This window comes from Enterobacter sp. SA197 (genome assembly GCF_054131575.1).
The window spans coordinates 4,001,307-4,017,260 of record NZ_CP096393.1 but is presented as its reverse complement, the minus strand read 5'-3'; the positions used below and the strand labels follow the sequence as shown (position 1 = coordinate 4,017,260).

Sequence of the window (15,954 nt, the reverse complement as noted above, 5' to 3'; positions counted from 1 at the left end):
GCCTGTCTTTGATTTCATGCAGGAAAGACGCTGCTTTGCTGTCAAAATATAAAGATTTACATAACCTAATGTTTTTAAAGGTTAAAATAATAATCCCTCTTCAGCTAACAGTCTGATAGCGCCCGTTTAAATACCTCATTCGTGATCCTCTTTGCAGATTTAGAAATATAAAACAGAAAAATTGAAACGTTGTTTTATTTAACATTGAAAAGCGGTTTTAAGCGGGCTAAGATGTGCGCATAGTGATTACGGCAGAATGCTCCTGGCAATACCAGGTGACATTCAGGTTAGATAACTGACTTTGGAGGTTAATGTGGAAGTAAGACAAAGCATCCACAGCGCGCACGCTAAAACACTGGACACCCAGGGCCTGCGCAATGAGTTTCTTGTTGAGAAGGTGTTCGTTGATGACGAGTACACCATGGTCTACAGCCACATTGACCGCATTATTGTTGGCGGTATCAAGCCGGTTGCTAAAAGCGTCTCTGTAGGCGGTGAAGTAGGCAAACAGCTGGGGGTAAGCTACTTCCTGGAGCGCCGCGAGCTGGGTGTTATCAATATCGGCGGCCCTGGCACTATCACCGTTGACGGCCAGTGCTATGAGATTGGCCACCGTGATGCATTGTATGTGGGTAAAGGGGCGAAAGAGGTGGTATTCGCGAGCGTCGATACCGCGACCCCGGCCAAATTCTATTACAACTGCGCACCCGCACACACGACGTACCCGACCAAAAAAGTGACCCCGGCTGACGTTGCGCCAGTGACCCTGGGTGACAATCTCACCAGTAACCGTCGCACTATCAATAAATACTTTGTGCCGGACGTGCTGGAAACCTGCCAGCTCAGCATGGGCTTAACGGTTCTTGAACCGGGCAACCTGTGGAACACCATGCCATGCCATACCCATGAGCGTCGCATGGAGGTCTACTTCTACTTCAATATGGAAGAAGATGCCTGCGTATTCCACATGATGGGGCAACCACAGGAAACGCGTCACATCGTGATGCAGAACGAACAAGCCGTGATTTCGCCAAGCTGGTCGATTCATTCAGGCGTGGGTACGAAAGCCTATACCTTCATCTGGGGTATGGTGGGTGAAAACCAGGTCTTTGATGACATGGACCACGTCGCGGTAAAAGATCTGCGTTAAGCGCAGCAGGCATTAGCACAATATGCCTGCAAGATGCAGGCGCTGAAAGATTAAGGAACAGACATGATTCTGGATGCATTTTCTCTTCAAGGTAAAGTGGCCGTCGTTTCTGGTTGTGACACCGGCCTCGGTCAGGGTATGGCACTGGGTCTGGCAGAAGCAGGCTGTGACATTGTGGGTATCAACATCGTTGAGCCGACTGAAACCATCGAGCGCGTCACCGCACTGGGCCGTCGCTTCCTGAGCCTGACTGCTGACCTGCGTAAAATCGACGGTATTCCGGCGCTGCTGGACCGTGCGGTTGCTGAGTTCGGTAAAATCGACATTCTGGTCAACAACGCCGGTCTGATTCGTCGCGAAGATGCCATCAACTTCAGCGAGCAGGACTGGGACGACGTAATGAACCTGAACATCAAGAGCGTGTTCTTTATGTCTCAGGCTGCGGCGAAGCACTTTATCGCGCAGGGTAACGGCGGCAAAATCATCAACATCGCCTCTATGCTCTCCTTCCAGGGTGGCATCCGCGTACCGTCTTATACAGCATCAAAAAGCGGCGTAATGGGCGTGACCCGTCTGCTGGCGAACGAGTGGGCGCAGCATAAAATCAACGTTAACGCCATCGCACCGGGTTACATGGCGACCAACAACACTCAACAGCTGCGTGCTGATGAAGAGCGTAGCGCGGCAATCCTTGAGCGTATCCCGGCTGGCCGTTGGGGTCTGCCGAGCGATCTGATGGGACCGATTGTGTTCCTGGCGTCTGAAGCCTCTGACTATATCAACGGTTACACCGTTGCCGTCGACGGCGGCTGGCTGGCGCGCTAATTCGCTGAGTGAGCCAAGAACCTGCCTTCGGGCAGGTTTTTTTATGTCCGCAGGACGCCTTGAAACTCGCCCCCGACTTTGTTTGACTGTAGTTTCACTTCGACGGAGAGAGACGATGAAAACGATAGGGTTGCTGGGGGGGATGAGCTGGGAATCAACTATTCCTTATTACCGCCTGATTAACGAAGGCGTGAAGGCGAAACTCGGTGGACTACACTCTGCGAGCCTGTTGCTACATAGCGTCGACTTCCACGAAATTGAAGTCTGCCAGCGCAGCGGGGAGTGGGAAAACGCGGGGGAGATTCTGGCGAATGCCGCCGTTGGCCTGCAAAACGCAGGCGCCGAGGGCATTGTGCTCTGCACTAACACGATGCACAAGATCGCCGGGCAAATCGAAGCGCGCTGTGATGTACCCTTCTTGCATATTGCGGATGCGACCGGGCGTGCCATCGTGGCGGAAAAGCAACGCAAAGTGGCGCTGCTGGGCACACGCTACACCATGGAGCAGGAGTTCTATCGCGGGCGTCTGAGCGATGCGTTCGCTATCGAAACGCTGATTCCGGGTGAGTCCGACCGCGAGCGCGTGAACCAGATTATTTTCGACGAGCTTTGCCTTGGCACCTTCAGTGACGCGTCCCGTGACTATTATGTGAAGCTCATTGCGCAACTGGCGGAACAGGGCGCGGAGGGGGTGATTTTCGGCTGTACCGAAATTGGTTTACTGGTCCCTCAGGCTGAGTCACCCGTTCCGGTCTTTGATACGGCCGCAATCCATGCAGCCGACGCCGTGAACTTTATGCTCTCCTAAATCGCATCAAGTACCCTCTCCAGTGGGCGGGTAATAAGCGGCATGGACGCCTGCAAATGGCGGCTAAAGGCTTCCACCAGTGCTGATGCGGGGCGATGAAGCGGGCGTATAAGACTCACCGTAAAGGGCACATCGACACTAAAGCGGCGCACCACCACGCCGCTGGCGGCATAATCCAGCGCCGTCAGCGGATTCACCACTGCAATGCCTACCCCCGCCCGAACCATCGCGCATACCGATGCCGCACTGTGGGTTTCCAGCACCATCCGGCGTTTTACCTGATGTTCACTGAATAAGGCATCCAGTAGCTGCCGGTAGCTGTCGGTACGCGACAGGCTGATGTAATTCTCAGCATGAAAATCTTCAGGGGTTAGCACGGCCTTGTGTGCCAGCCGGTGATGTTGCGGCAGCACGCAGACCTCATTAAAGGTCAGCAGCGGGGTGCGCTCGGTGCCCGCCGGGGAACTGATGGTTTCCGTGATCCCCAGGTCGTGGCGCTGGGCGGAGAGCCACTCTTCCAGCAGCGGCGACTCCTGCGGCACAATATTGAGGCTGACGTCCGGGTAGCGGGCGAGAAAAGGCTGTAACAGCAGCGGCAGAAAAGACTGAGAAAAGACCGGCAGGCAGGCTATCGACAGCTCCCCCTGACGAAACTCCCGTAAGCTTTCAGCAGCGCTCACTATCCTGTCCAGCCCATACCAGGAGCGCTGAACCTCTTCAAAAAGCCTTAATCCTTGTACCGTCGGGTGTAACCGACCACGCGTGCGCTCAAACAGGGTTAAGCCCAGCACTTTCTCAAAGCGTGCCAGTTCGCGGCTGACTGTGGGTTGCGAGGTGTGCAAGAGCTGAGCGGCCTCGGTCAGGTTGCCAGCGGTCATGACAGCATGGAATATTTCAATGTGGCGCAGATTTACAGCGGGCATGGCAATGTCCTGGTCATTTAACCTATATCATTTTTGCATAGACTCTCGATAAAACGATATTTTTTATTCTCTTCATGATGTGGCGTAATCAGTAAAAATTGCTGATGGAGTCCGCTATGCCACGCCCACTGACACAAACTGATACCGACCTGAATGCAGAAAACCTGCTGCGCCTGCCTGCTGAATTTGGCTGCCCGGTCTGGGTGTACGACGCGCAGATTATTCGCAACCAGATCGCCCGACTGACGCAGTTTGATGTGGTACGTTTTGCGCAAAAAGCCTGCTCAAATATTCATATTCTGCGTCTGATGCGCGAACAGGGCGTGAAGGTCGATTCGGTGTCACTGGGGGAAATTGAACGCGCGCTGGCCGCGGGTTACTGCCCGAAAACCCACCCCGAAGATATCGTCTTCACTGCCGATGTGATAGATGACGCCACGCTTGCCCGCGTCAGCGAGCTGCGCATTCCAGTGAATGCGGGGTCGGTTGACATGCTCGAACAACTGGGCGAGGTTTCTTCCGGCCATCCGGTGTGGTTGCGCGTCAATCCGGGGTTTGGTCACGGCCATAGCCAGAAAACCAACACTGGCGGCGAAAACAGCAAACACGGTATCTGGCACAGCGATCTTCCTGCGGCGCTGACGGTGATGCAACGCTACAACCTGCAACTGGTGGGTATTCATATGCACATTGGTTCGGGAGTGGATTACGCGCACCTGGAGCAGGTGTGCGGTGCGATGGTGCGTCAGGTAGTGGAGTTTGGTCAGGATCTACAGGCAATTTCGGCGGGCGGTGGCCTTTCGATCCCCTATCACGAAGGGGAAGAGGGTGTCGATACCGATCACTACTTCAGCCTGTGGAATGCGGCGCGTGAGCAGGTCGCAAAACACCTCGGTCATCCGGTGAAGCTGGAGATCGAACCGGGGCGTTTCCTGGTGGCGGAGTCCGGGGTATTAGTGTCCCAGGTACGCAGCGTGAAGGCGATGGGGAGCCGCCATTTTGTGCTGATTGATGCCGGCTTTAACGATCTGATGCGCCCCTCAATGTACGGGAGTTACCACCATATTACTGCGCTTGCCGCAGACGGGCGCGATTTAACGGCGCAACCGACTATTGACACCGTAGTGGCCGGGCCGCTGTGTGAATCGGGCGATGTCTTTACCCAACAGGAAGGTGGCAAGGTGGAAACCCGCGCCCTGCCTGCAGTGGTGCCGGGGGATTATCTGGTGTTGCATGATACTGGGGCATATGGCGCATCAATGTCATCGAACTACAACAGCCGCCCGCTGCTGCCGGAAGTGCTGTTTGATAACGGTGTGGCGCGACTGATTCGTCGTCGTCAGACCATTGAAGAGCTGCTGGCGCTGGAGCTGATCTAAGGGCAATGGTTTTCACCCGCGCTGTCTTCTCCCCCTCACCCTGACCCTCTGCCTCAGGGAGAGGGAAATGTTCGTGCTCGCGTACAATTCCCCTCACCCTGGGCCTCTCCCCGGAGGGGCGAGGGGACCGTCCGTACCCACATACAATCCCCCCTCACCCTGGCCCTCTCTCGTGGGAGAGGACTAGAGACAGGGCATCAGCCCGCCCTCACTACCCCCGGAAAAACGGCCCGGTAGTGACCGAGTCGCGCAACACCAGCGTACCGGTAAAGGGCGGAATCGCTGCAATCTCCTGCTGGCTGGCAAGTTTAATAGCCTGGTCGATGGCGGTGGTAATCATGCTGTCGATAGGCAAGTAGACAGTCGATAACCCCGGCTCCAGCCAGCGCGCGCAGGGGGCATCATCAAAGCCAAACAGCGAAATGTCTTCGGGAATGTTAAGCCCGGCCTGGTGCAGCGCTTTTGAAGCACCGAGAGCCATATCATCATTGCAGGCGAATACCGCGCTTATCTTCACGCCTTCCTGCAATATCTCCTGGCAGAGCACATACCCTTGGGTCATGGAAGAGTCACCGTATTTCACCTTAGCCGGATCCCAGCGGATACCGTGTTTCTCCAGCGCCTTACGATAGCCCATTAAACGGGCCTTACCGGTCGGCGTATGAATAGGCGTGGTGATGCAGGCAATATCGTGATGCCCCTGGCTGATGAGGTAATCGACAGCCTGGAACGCAGCGTCCTGCTGTTCGAAGAAGACGCATTTATCATGGGCCTGAAACAGCTCGCGGTTAATCACGATAAGCGGTACTGGCGTAATGTTAATCAGCCGGGCAATGGCTTTCTCACTCATAAAGCGCGTGTAGAGAATGATGGCGTCGCAGCGACGGTCGGCCAGCATTTGTACGGCTATCTCTTCCCGTTCGGGAGTGTCATGCCCGTCCGTCACAATCAACTGTTTACCATGCGCTTCTGACTGACGTGAGGCCTGCTGAAGTAAACGGCCAAAATAGAAACCATCAAAACAGGAGACCACAAGGCCGATGCTGTTACTGGTGCGATTGGCCAGCGACTGGGCAAGAAAGTTGGGGCGGTATCCCAGTTCTTCCATTGCCTGATAAACCTGTTTGCGGGTGCTTTCTTTAACCTGTCCTGTGCCATTCAGTACGCGAGAAACCGTCGCTTTGGAGACGCCCGCACGCAGTGAGACATCCAGCATTGTCGCCATGACGCGTTCCTGTTTCACGTGAAGAGCAGCAGTTTACCACACTCATTACCGGGATTAAGGGGCTGATAGGCATGCGATTGGGCTTTCCCGAGGCGTTACGCAGAAATTCCCTGTCACTCATAAGGTGGTATGCCAATAAATAAAGATCATTTGATTTGGGATACCAGGAACGGGGTTGCGAGGTGAATCACAGAACTATTTTTCGCCAATGTCTATTTTTGGTATACCAATAGGTAGTGAGCTGTATACCTGCAATCATAATAAAGCCCTTTTACCGAGGTACTTACGCATGGCTCTACAGGAAAAACTCATCGATTCGCTGGGTAGTTTTGCCACCAAATTCAACAGCTATCGCTACATCATGGCGATCAAAGCCTCCTTTATCACCCTGATGCCAGTGATCATCGTCGGGGCGTTTTCCGTACTGATCTCCAATATGGTACTGGATCCTAAAAACGGGCTGGCGAGCTTTGAGTCGCTCTCCTTCCTGGCAGCGCTTAAACCCATTACCAGCGCCATCAACTATGCCACGCTGAACTTTCTTAATATTGGCGCGGTGTTTTTAATTGGCATTGAGCTTGGCCGGATTAATGGCATCAAAACGCTTTTTCCTGGCCTGCTCGCGGTGATCTGTTTTATCTGCGTGACCCCTACCACCGTGGAGATGCTGGTGGATGGGCAGATGCACGTGGTGAAAGATGTACTGCTGCGCCAGTTCTCTGATACCCGTAGCCTGTTCCTCGGCATGTTTATCGCCATTTTGTCAGTGGAAATCTACTGCTGGCTGGAGACTCGAGACGGCCTGAAGATCAAGATGCCCGATACGGTGCCGCCTAACGTGTCGGCCTCATTTTCTGCGCTGATCCCGGCGATTATCACCACCACGGTGATTGCCACCTTCGGCTTTGTCTTCCATCAGATAACCGGTATGTACCTGTACGACGCGGTCTATCAGGTGGTGCAGCAGCCGCTTGAGCGCGTTGTGCAAAGTCTGCCGGGTATTCTGCTGCTGATGTTTGTCGCCCAACTCTTCTGGGTGATTGGCATCCACGGTAACCAGATGATCAAACCGATTCGTGAGCCGCTGCTGCTGGGGGCCATCACTGTCAATATGTCCGCCTTTGAGCAGGGTAAAGAGGTACCCAACATCATTACCATGCCGTTCTGGGATGTGTACATGAGCATTGGCGGCTCCGGGCTGACTATCGGCCTGCTGATTGCGGTGATGATTGCCACCAGACGTAAAGAGATGAAAGAGATAGCCAAGCTGTCGATTGGCCCTGGTATCTTTAACATCAACGAGCCGGTGATTTTCGGGATGCCCATCATGCTAAATCCGATCCTCGCGATCCCCTTCATCATTACCCCGCTGGTCACCGGATCGATTGGTTACTTCGCTACCGTCACCGGTTTTGCGGGCAAAGCCGTGGTAATGGTGCCCTGGACCACACCACCGCTCATCAACGCCTGGCTTTCCACCGCGGGTTCAATGGGAGCGGTGGTGACGCAGCTTATCTGCATACTCACTGCCATCATTATCTACCTGCCATTTGTGAAAATTGCCTCCCGCCGTGCCGAGCAGGCGCAGCGCCAGGCGGAGTCGGCTGATGTGGCGAAAAATGTCTGAAGGAGCGTGACGTGAGCGTAAAAACCGTATCCATTCCGCCGTCGTTTATTCTGGGCGCGGCGGCGTCGGCCTGGCAAACTGAAGGCTGGGAGGGCAAAAAAGAGGGCCAGGATTCGTGGCCTGATCTCTGGTACAAGAATGACAGACACGTCTGGCATGAGGGCTTCGGCCCGGCGGTGGCAACGCAGTTCTATACCCGTTTTCGCGAAGATGTGCAGTTGATGAAAGATGCGGGACTGACCCATTACCGCACCTCAATTAACTGGTCGCGTTTTCTGACCGACTACGAAAAGGGTGTAGTCGATGAAGAGTACGCCGCCTATTACGACGCGCTGTTTGCGGAGATGGCGCGACAGGGCATCGTACCGATGATCTGCCTCGAACACTACGAGCTGCCGGGCTACCTGCTGGAAACCTACGGGGGCTGGGCGTCGAAAAAAGTGGTTGAGTTGTACCTGCTGTATGTCGAAAAAGTCTTTGAACGCTTTCATCAAAAAGTGACGCGCTGGTTCACCTTTAATGAACCCATTGTGGTGCAAACCCGTGTCTACCTGGATGCGCTGCGCTGGCCCTACGAGCAGAACACTTCAACCTGGATGCAGTGGAATCACCATAAAAATCTCGCTACGGCGAAGGTGGTGAAGCTATTCAGGGAGAAGGGCTATGAGGGTACGGTGGGCTGTATTCTCAACCCGGAGGTCACTTACCCACGCTCGCGTGCGCCTCACGACCTGCGTGCCGCTGAAATGTACGATCTCTTTTACAACCGTGTGTTTCTCGACCCGATGGTGAAGGGGGAGTATCCGGCGGAACTGTTCGTGGTGCTGGAAAAGCATCAGGTGAGCTGGGATTACACCGATGAGGAGCTGGCGATTATCCGGGAGAATACCGTTGATGAGCTGGGCATTAACCTCTATTACCCCCACCGGGTGAAAGCGCCTTCCCGCGCCTGGCACCCCGAAACGCCGTTCCATCCGGCCTATTATTACGAGCCATTCGACTTGCCGGGCCGACGAATGAACAAATCCCGCGGCTGGGAAATCGGTCCGTTCATCATTTACGACATGGCGATGCGCATTAAAAACGAGTACGGCAACATTCCCTGGTTTGTGGCCGAGAGCGGTATGGGCGTTGAGAACGAAGGGCAGTTTCGTAATAGCGATGGCGTAATTGAAGATGATTACCGCATTGCCTTCATTGGCGAGCATCTTTATCAGACGCTCCGCGCCCGGAAAGACGGGGCTAACTGCCAGGGCTACATGTTATGGGCATTTACCGACAACGTTTCGCCGATGAACGCTTTTAAGAACCGCTACGGGCTGGTGGAAATAGATCTTGAGAACAACCGCGACAGGCGGGCGAAAACGTCGCTGCACTGGTATCGCCGCTTAAGCAAAGAGCGGCAGCTTACGCTGACCGTTGATGATGAATGGAAATAAGGAGCTGTGATGAAACGCATCGTTTTATGTTGCTCGGCCGGGATGTCCACGTCGCTGGTGGTCACAAAAATGGAGAAAGCGGCGGCAGAGCGTGGGCTGGAACTGAAGATCTACGCTATTGCAGAACAGAGTCTGCGTGATGAACTGGAAAGCCATAACAGTGAGATTATCGCGGTACTGTTGGGGCCGCAGGTTCGATTCAAACTGGCGGAAAATAAAAAGCTTACTGATGAATATAACATCCCTGTCGATGTTATCGATTCGGTTGCTTACGGCACCTTAAATGGCGCGAAAGTTCTCGATCAGGCGCTAAGTTTGGTAAGATAGCGCCCTCAGGCCGGGGCACTCCCCGGCCCGCGCTTTTCATTCTATCAATAGGTGATTCTGTGGAAAAAGCCGTCATCCCGCCGGAGAAAAAACAGTACCAGGAGATTGGCGAAGATTTACGAGCACAAATCATCCAGGGCCACTATCCCGTGGGCTCCCGCCTCCCGCCAGAGCGTAATATTGCGGAAAAATATGGCGTCAGCCGCACCATCGTGCGCGAAGCACTGTTGATGCTCGAGTTACAGGGTACGGTGGATATCCGTCAGGGCTCGGGGGTCTACGTCATGCGTATCCCTCAGGAGCACGAAAACGAAGAAGAGCGTTTTTTAAGCAGCGATGTCGGCCCGTTCGAAATCCTGCAAGCTCGCCAGCTGCTGGAGAGCAATATTGCCGCTTTCGCGGCCAAAATGGCGACGCGGGCGGACATCGACAACCTGCGCCGCATCCTTGAGCAGGAACAACGTGCCATCGCCCTGAACGACACCTCACAGGACAACAGTAAAATGTTTCACCTGGTGCTGGCGGGGGCATCGCAAAATCAGATGCTACTGGCAACTGTGGAGAGCGTCTGGCACCACATGGACAGCAGCCCGCTATGGCAACAATTCAACGTCCACATTGCCAGCCGCCCCTACCGCTTAAAGTGGCTTGGCGACAGGCAAACCCTGCTTGCTGCGCTGCGCCGCCGCGACGTGATGGGAGCCTGGCAGGCCATGTGGCAGCACCTTGAGAATGTAAAAAAGAGTTTGCTGGAGCTGTCGGACGAAGATGCCCCGGACTTTGACGGTTATCTGTTTGAATCGGTGCCAATTTTTCAGGGGAAACTGATGTGAAGGTGGTTCCCTTATACGAGGTCCCCTGGCATGCAGAACAGGTGACCGAGTGGTTGTGGCGTGAGTTTGGTGACGCTCTGCCGCGGGCCTTTTTCGCGAGCATCATTGAACACAGCCAGCGGCCGGGTGAGTTACCACTGACTTTCGTGCTTCTGGACGGCGAGACGCTTTCAGGTACGGTTGGGTTGTGGCGTTGCGATCTTATCAGCCGTCAGGATCTCTTCCCGTGGCTTGCCGCGCTCTACGTGGATGAGGCTGCGCGGGGAAAAGGGCTGGCGCGTCTGCTTCAGCAACACGTGATTGATTACGCACGTGAAATGGGCTTTGCGCAGCTGCACCTTTACTCTGCCTGCCGCGATTTTTATGAGCGTTTTGGCTGGCACTATATCGGTGACGGCCTCGATTACCCGGACACGACCGTCCACCTTTACCGCTTTACGCTTTAGCTTTCCTGCGGTGTGATAACCGAATGGCGTCGCACCAGCGTCGGGTTAAACAGATGAGTGATTTCAGGCAGCGGGCGGTTTTCCGCCAGCGCCAGCGCCAGCTCGGCGGCCTGAGTTGCCATCGTTACAATCGGATAGCGCACGGTGGTTAAACGAGGCCGCACGTAGCGTGAGACCAGAATGTCATCAAAGCCAATTAACGAGATCTCCTCCGGAACCGCAATACCATTATCACTCAGCACACCCAACGCCCCGGCGGCCATCGAGTCGTTATAACAGGCCACGGCGGTAAAGTTTTTGCCGCGCCCTAACAGCTCCGTCATGGCCTGCTCGCCGCCGCTTTCATCCGGTTCCGCAAAGGTTACACGTCGGTCGTTACAGGGAAGTCCATGCTCTTTCAACGCATCGTAATAGCCCTGCAAGCGATCGTCAGCATCGGAAATTTCGTGGTTGGAGCAGAGATAGCCAATACGGGTATGACCCTGCTGAATAAGGTGACGGGTGGCAAGCCAGGCACCATAGCGATCATCGAGCGCTACGCAACGCTGTTCATAGCCGGAAACAATACGGTTGATCAGCACCATACCGGGCATCTGTTTCATTAATCCGATGAGCTCTTCATCCGGGATCATCTTGGCATGTACCACCAGTGCGCCACAGCGATGGCGCATCAGTTGTTCAATGGCGTTACGCTCTTTTTGTTCGTTGTGATACCCATTGCCAATCAGCAGGAAATTGCCCGTGGCGGAAGCCACTTGCTCAACCGCTTTAACCATTGCCCCAAAGAAGGGATCCGACACATCCCCTACGACCAGACCGACCGTTTCCGTTGACTGCTGCGCCAGCGCGCGGGCATTTGCATTGGGGTGATAACTCAGGCTCTCCATTGCTGTTTTTACCGCCAGCCGTGAGCTTTCGCTGGCTTTAGGAGAGTCATTGATAACGCGGGATACCGTGGCGACAGAAACACCTGCAAGCCGGGCTACATCTTTAATTGTCGCCATTGCATACCTTCATTGGGGGAAGCGGTTACACGGAGACTAATGGTACGGGAATACAGTGGCTAATCAAGAAGGTTGATGTGCCGCATTACATAAACGTGACCTGACACAGTGCCCGGTGGTGAAACTGTTACACCACAAATATATCCTGAAAAACACAATTAATACCTTTAGTTACACTTTGCGAAGGGCTGTTGCTTTTGACCGCTGGAGCGGCCGGGATACCCATTGCTAAAGTGATTATCCCAGAGGTATTGATAGGTGAAGTCAACCCTGAGGGTTGAGCACTTGAATTACACCGACCTGCGCAGATGTGCAGGTTTTTTTTTGCCTTTCATCCATCTGTAACAGTAAAAACCCTTCGACACACCTGGTTGCACTTAGGGGCATTCGCTTGCTTTTTTCCGGTGGAAAGCCCGTCCTCCGGCAACCACAATCAAGATCCCAGAGGTATTGATAGGTGAATTTTTCAGTACGCTTTTCGTACTCATTTTTTGCACCAGCCTGCGCAGATGCGCAGGTTTTTTTTCGCCTTAATTTCTCCCGCCCCACTTCTCGTGTAATCTGCCACAATTTACGCATCTCTCGTCGAATCGACTGACAAAAGGAGTTGAAATGTTATTTGGCTTTTTCCGCGAACTTTTTCGCGTCCTGTTTCGTGTGCAACTGACTGGCGATACGCAGGCTCTGAAAGGGGACCGCGTACTTATCACACCGAATCATGTCTCGTTTATTGACGGTATTCTGCTTGCGTTGTTCCTGCCCGTTCGTCCCGTGTTCGCGGTTTACAGCTCCATCAGCACCCAGTGGTATATGCGATGGCTGAAACCCTTTATTGATTTCGTTCCCCTTGATCCAACGAAGCCGATGTCGATAAAGCACCTGGTACGCTTGATTGGTGAAGGGCGCCCGGTTGTGATTTTCCCCGAGGGGCGCATTTCGGTCTCCGGCTCGTTGATGAAGATTTACGATGGTGCCGGTTTTGTGGCGGCAAAGTCTGGCGCAACCGTGGTGCCGGTGCGTATTGAAGGAGCGGAATTGACCTTTTTCAGCCGTCTGAAAGGGCTGGTCAGACGCCGCCTCTTCCCGCGTATTCATCTGCATATTTTGCCTGCGACCCACGTACCTATGCCGGACGCACCTCGTGCCCGCGATCGTCGTAAAATGGCCGGGGAGATGCTGCATCAGATCATGATGGAAGCGCGTATGGCGGTGCGTCCACGTGAAACCCTGTATGAGGCTTTCCTGTCAGCACAATATCGTTATGGGGCGAATAAGCCTTGTGTGGAAGATATTAATTTCACCCCTGACTCCTACCGCAAATTGCTCACCAAGACGCTTTTCGTCGCCCGTATTCTGGATAAATACACCGCGCCTGGGGACAAAATCGGTCTGATGCTGCCAAACGCTGCCATTAGCGCGGCGGTTATTTTCGGTGCCATTGCTCGTGGTCGCATCCCGGCAATGATGAACTACACCGCCGGGGTGAAAGGGCTGACCAGCGCCATTACGGCGGCGGAGCTTAAAACCATCTTTACCTCGCGCACCTTTATGGACAAAGGCAAGCTCTGGCACCTGCCTGAACAACTGACGCAGGTGCGCTGGGTCTATTTAGAAGATCTGAAAGGCAGCGTAACGCTGGAGGATAAGCTGTGGATCTTCAGCCGCGTAGTGATGCCAGGGCTGGCGCAACTGCCGCAAAAACCGGAAGATCCGGCCATCATTCTTTTCACTTCGGGTTCCGAGGGTAATCCGAAAGGGGTGGTGCACAGCCACAAAAGCATTCTGGCGAACGTCGAGCAAATCAGAACCATTGCCGACTTCACTGCCAACGATCGCTTTATGTCTGCACTGCCGCTGTTCCACTCCTTTGGCCTCACCGTTGGGCTATTTACACCGCTGCTGACCGGGGCCGAAGTGTTCCTTTATCCAAGCCCGTTGCACTACCGCATCGTGCCAGAGCTGGTCTACGACCGTAACTGCACCGTGCTGTTTGGCACCTCTACCTTCCTTGGCAACTATGCCCGCTTTGCTAATCCTTATGATTTCTTCCGTTTGCGTTATGTGGTTGCCGGCGCGGAGAAACTCCAGGAGAGCACGCGGCAGATCTGGCAGGACAAATTTGGCCTGCGCATTCTGGAGGGGTATGGCGTAACGGAGTGTGCGCCGGTGGTGTCAATCAACGTGCCGATGGCGGCGAAACCCGGCACGGTGGGGCGTATTCTGCCTGGCATGGATGCACGTCTTATGGCGGTCCCCGGCATTGAAGACGGTGGACGTTTGCAGTTAAAAGGCCCTAACGTGATGAACGGGTATCTGCGGGTAGAACGTCCGGGCGTGCTTGAAGCCCCGTCGGCAGAAAATGCGCAAGGTGAAACAGAAGCAGGCTGGTATGACACCGGCGACATCGTCCGTTTTGATGAACAGGGATTTGTGCAGATTCAGGGACGTGCCAAACGCTTTGCCAAAATCGCCGGGGAGATGATTTCGCTGGAGATGGTTGAGCAGCTGGCGCTCGCGGTCTCTCCGGAGAAGATGCACGCCACGGCGATTAAATCAGATGCCAGTAAAGGTGAAGCATTAGTGTTGTTTACTACCGATGACGCGCTGACGCGAGAAAAACTGTCGCAGCAGGCGCGTGCGCAGGGGGTGCCGGAACTGGCGGTACCACGCGATATTCGTTTCCTCAAGCAGTTACCGTTGCTGGGCAGCGGGAAGCCTGACTTTGTGACCTTAAAAAATATGGTAGAAGAGGCAGACACCCAACATGCATGAGTCAGTACACACTAACACCTCGCTGTGGTCCCGGGGCATGAAGGCGGTGGTTGCCGCCCAGTTTCTCTCGGCCTTCGGTGACAATGCGCTTTTGTTCGCGACGCTGGCGTTACTCAAGGCTGAGTTTTACCCCGACTGGAGTCAACCTGTCCTGCAAATGGTGTTTGTGGGCGCTTACATTGTTTTTGCCCCTTTCGTCGGGCAGGTGGCAGACAGCTTCCCCAAAGGTCGCGTGATGATGGTGGCCAATGGCCTCAAACTGCTTGGCGCGGCCTGCATTTGCGTGGGGATCAACCCTTTCATTGGCTATACGCTGGTGGGCGTGGGGGCGGCGGCGTATTCCCCGGCGAAGTACGGCATTCTTGGGGAACTCACCACCGGCGATAAGCTGGTGAAAGCGAACGGGCTGATGGAGTCGTCAACCATTGCCGCTATCCTGCTCGGTTCAATGGCCGGGGGGATTCTGGCTGACTGGCACGTACTGGCTGCACTCAGCGTGTGTGCACTGGTCTATGCCGGTGCGGTAGCGGCAAACCTCATGATCCCGCGTCTGGCGGTTGCAAGGCCCGGGCAGTCGTGGCGCTTTACGCCAATGACCCGCAGCTTTTTCACGGCCTGCACCGTGCTCTGGCGTAACGGTGAAACACGCTTTTCCCTGGTCGGTACCAGCCTGTTCTGGGGTGCAGGCGTCACGCTGCGCTTCCTGTTAGTGCTGTGGGTGCCCGTGGCGCTCGGCATCACCGATAATGCTACTCCTACCTACCTTAACGCGATGGTGGCGGTAGGCATTGTGGCAGGTGCCGGACTGGCCGCGAAGCTTGTGACCCTTGAGAAGGTGGCACGCTGTATGCCCGCCGGGATTTTGATTGGTGTGGCGGTCGCCTTCTTTTCGTTACAACATGCATTACTTCCGGCCTACGGCATTCTGATGCTGATTGGTCTGTTGGGCGGTTTTTTTTGTTGTGCCGCTTAATGCGCTGCTACAGGAGCGGGGGAAACGTACCGTCGGCGCAGGAAACGCCATCGCCGTGCAGAACCTCGGTGAGAACACGGCTATGTTACTGATGCTGGGGCTCTACTCACTGGCGGTGAAGGTGGGTGTGCCCGTTGTCGGCGTAGGCGTCGGCTTCGGTGTTCTGTTCGCGCTGGCGATTACCGTATTGTGGGTCTGGCAGCGACGTCGCTAACAGAGAGGC

Annotated in this window: 13 protein-coding genes and 1 pseudogene; 11 read left to right on the top strand and 3 right to left on the bottom strand. The window is 54.7% G+C overall.

The window, feature by feature from the left end; translation table 11 throughout:
• Positions 1-313: 313 nt before the first annotated feature.
• The 3 genes from kduI to M1D91_RS18805 all read left to right on the top strand — a co-directional run bounded on the left by kduI (position 314) and on the right by M1D91_RS18805 (position 2,783).
• Complete coding sequence (kduI, locus tag M1D91_RS18815) at positions 314-1,150, top strand: 5-dehydro-4-deoxy-D-glucuronate isomerase (protein WP_437433707.1); 837 nt, start codon at positions 314-316, stop codon at positions 1,148-1,150.
• 63 nt (positions 1,151-1,213) lie between these two features.
• Positions 1,214-1,975 carry a 2-dehydro-3-deoxy-D-gluconate 5-dehydrogenase KduD gene (gene kduD, locus M1D91_RS18810; RefSeq protein WP_437433706.1) on the top strand — a complete coding sequence of 254 codons (762 nt, stop codon included), beginning with the start codon at positions 1,214-1,216 and terminating at the stop codon, positions 1,973-1,975.
• A 115-nt stretch (positions 1,976-2,090) separates the two neighbouring features.
• Entirely contained in the window at positions 2,091-2,783 is a 693-nt protein-coding gene (locus M1D91_RS18805) for an aspartate/glutamate racemase (protein ID WP_437433705.1), read from the top strand.
• On the opposite strand, the gene M1D91_RS18800 is transcribed toward M1D91_RS18805, so the two are convergent.
• On the bottom strand, positions 2,780-3,706 hold the full coding sequence (locus M1D91_RS18800; protein ID WP_437433704.1) for a LysR family transcriptional regulator: 927 nt from the start codon (positions 3,704-3,706) through the stop codon (positions 2,780-2,782). The two genes, M1D91_RS18805 and M1D91_RS18800, sit on opposite strands and share 4 nt — an antisense overlap.
• A 116-nt stretch (positions 3,707-3,822) precedes the next feature.
• On the opposite strand from M1D91_RS18800, the gene lysA reads away from it, so the two are divergent.
• Positions 3,823-5,085, top strand: a complete 1,263-nt coding sequence (gene lysA, locus M1D91_RS18795; protein ID WP_437433703.1) for a diaminopimelate decarboxylase — start codon at positions 3,823-3,825, stop codon at positions 5,083-5,085.
• A 211-nt stretch (positions 5,086-5,296) separates the two neighbouring features.
• Here the strand turns inward: lysA and M1D91_RS18790 are convergent, their stop codons facing one another.
• A complete protein-coding gene (locus M1D91_RS18790; RefSeq protein WP_437433702.1) occupies positions 5,297-6,310 on the bottom strand; it encodes a LacI family DNA-binding transcriptional regulator in 1,014 nt (337 codons plus the stop codon).
• 289 nt (positions 6,311-6,599) lie between these two features.
• On the opposite strand from M1D91_RS18790, the gene M1D91_RS18785 reads away from it, so the two are divergent.
• Genes M1D91_RS18785 through M1D91_RS18765 form a run of 5 tightly spaced genes read left to right on the top strand, consistent with a single transcriptional unit; the run spans position 6,600 to position 10,982 of the window.
• Positions 6,600-7,937 (top strand): PTS sugar transporter subunit IIC, encoded by a 1,338-nt coding sequence (locus M1D91_RS18785; RefSeq protein ID WP_437433701.1) that lies wholly within the window; start codon positions 6,600-6,602, stop codon positions 7,935-7,937.
• Positions 7,938-7,948: 11 nt separating this feature from the next.
• Positions 7,949-9,376, top strand: coding sequence for a glycoside hydrolase family 1 protein (locus M1D91_RS18780; protein WP_437433700.1), 1,428 nt, complete (start codon positions 7,949-7,951; stop codon positions 9,374-9,376).
• 9 nt (positions 9,377-9,385) lie between these two features.
• Positions 9,386-9,703, top strand: a complete 318-nt coding sequence (locus M1D91_RS18775) for a PTS sugar transporter subunit IIB (RefSeq protein WP_437433699.1) — start codon at positions 9,386-9,388, stop codon at positions 9,701-9,703.
• A gap of 59 nt (positions 9,704-9,762) precedes the next feature.
• Positions 9,763-10,536 (top strand): GntR family transcriptional regulator, encoded by a 774-nt coding sequence (locus M1D91_RS18770; RefSeq protein ID WP_437433698.1) that lies wholly within the window; start codon positions 9,763-9,765, stop codon positions 10,534-10,536.
• Positions 10,533-10,982: a GNAT family N-acetyltransferase gene (locus M1D91_RS18765; protein ID WP_437433697.1), complete on the top strand. Its 450-nt coding sequence runs from the start codon at positions 10,533-10,535 to the stop codon at positions 10,980-10,982. Before M1D91_RS18770 ends, M1D91_RS18765 begins: the two co-directional genes overlap by 4 nt.
• Here the strand turns inward: M1D91_RS18765 and galR are convergent.
• Positions 10,979-11,986, bottom strand: a complete 1,008-nt coding sequence (gene galR / locus M1D91_RS18760; protein WP_437433696.1) for an HTH-type transcriptional regulator GalR — start codon at positions 11,984-11,986, stop codon at positions 10,979-10,981. The genes M1D91_RS18765 and galR overlap by 4 nt on opposite strands.
• Positions 11,987-12,598: 612 nt before the next feature.
• Here galR and aas point away from each other — a divergent pair.
• Together aas and lplT are read left to right on the top strand one after the other, a co-directional pair.
• Complete coding sequence (gene aas / locus M1D91_RS18755) at positions 12,599-14,758, top strand: bifunctional acyl-ACP--phospholipid O-acyltransferase/long-chain-fatty-acid--ACP ligase (RefSeq protein ID WP_437433695.1); 2,160 nt, start codon at positions 12,599-12,601, stop codon at positions 14,756-14,758.
• A pseudogene (gene lplT / locus M1D91_RS18750) lies at positions 14,751-15,945 on the top strand (lysophospholipid transporter LplT). The gene aas and the pseudogene lplT overlap by 8 nt, the downstream one beginning before the upstream one ends.
• Positions 15,946-15,954: the final 9 nt, after the last annotated feature.